Source organism: Acinetobacter sp. AR2-3 (assembly GCF_001878775.1).
GTDB classification, from domain to species: Bacteria; Pseudomonadota; Gammaproteobacteria; order Pseudomonadales; family Moraxellaceae; genus Acinetobacter; species Acinetobacter lwoffii_D.
The window spans coordinates 1-1,197 of sequence record NZ_MJIQ01000112.1; the positions used below are offsets into that span (position 1 = coordinate 1).

Below are 1,197 nucleotides of genomic sequence, written 5' to 3' on the forward strand. Positions count from 1 at the left end.
TAGGCGTGGTCTAAAATCCTAGCCCCACACTTTTTTCTTCATCTCTTTATGCTACTATATTTTTATCCGCTTTCGCAAAATTTTATGCTTTTTGCGTAAGTCCTAATTATAAATGCCAAGCATAAGGTTTTGGCATTTACTCATTTAGTGATTTCAAAGTTACAGATTAACCAGTGATTTTAGCGTTACCCGTCACGTTTGAGCTGAAACCAACTTATCAATAGAGATTATCATGTCAAATAAATATTCTATTAAATTTTCAATCCTCGTCAGCTTATCAGCGTTATCTTTGGTCGCTTGTGGCAATCAAGTCGAGAAAAATAGTCAAACAGATACCATCGCCTCAACGCCTCAAACAACTCAGCAGCGTCAGGCGATAACCACCATTCCTAACGTTCAAACTCAAATCTCAGATACATTGAAAAACAATACGTTAACGGTACATCGCGACCCGAACTGTGGCTGTTGTCATAGTTGGATTGAGCATGCTAAATCCTACGGTGTGATGATTGTTGAAAAAGTCACCAGTAATGAGGCAGTTACAGCGATCAAAGCGCAGCATCAATTACCAACGTCAATGTACTCTTGCCATACCATCATAAGCCAAGACGGTTATGTGTTTGAGGGTCATGTGCCGGTCAAGTATATGGATAAGTTCCTACAAAACCCGCCCAAAGACGCTATTGGTCTAGCCACACCGGGTATGCCAATGGGTAGTCCAGGCATGGAAAAGGGTGATCAATTCAGTCCTTATACTATTATGCTGATAAAAAAAGACGGTAGTACCGCGCCTTATGCTAGTATTAAACAAGCAAACGAACAATATTGAAGATATTAGCCAGTACAGCGCTAGGTAACACTGATTGGGTCACGTCCGGCTATAGGACGTGGCTCTCATATAATATTACAGCAGATTGAGTAAGTTATTGACTGAAGTTACGCAGCCCTTTAAAAAAGCGCTATCATAACAAAAAAAGTAGTCAGTAATGTGGTTCCGTTAATTAGACCACTCAATTCAGTTTTATAAGTGATAAATCCGCTCTAAATATTTAAATTATGCTGCCATTACTTTTAGTAAATGTTGATCATAAAATTCATCCGGTGTTGCCTTATTCAAACTTGAATGAGGACGTATCATGTTATAAAAATCCAAATATTCAGCAATTGATTGTTTCGCTTGTTTAACCGTATCGTAAG

The 1,197-nt window shown here is 38.6% G+C and carries 2 protein-coding genes; one reads left to right on the forward strand and one right to left on the reverse strand.

From position 1 onward, the window contains the following. Positions 1-232: 232 nt before the first annotated feature. Positions 233-829, forward strand: coding sequence for a DUF411 domain-containing protein (locus tag BFN00_RS15625; protein ID WP_005092546.1), 597 nt, complete (start codon positions 233-235; stop codon positions 827-829). A gap of 225 nt (positions 830-1,054) precedes the next feature. On the opposite strand, the gene BFN00_RS15630 is transcribed toward BFN00_RS15625, so the two are convergent. Further along, the coding region (locus BFN00_RS15630; RefSeq protein ID WP_082180585.1) for an integrase core domain-containing protein at positions 1,055-1,197 on the reverse strand (143 nt) is incomplete at its 5' end.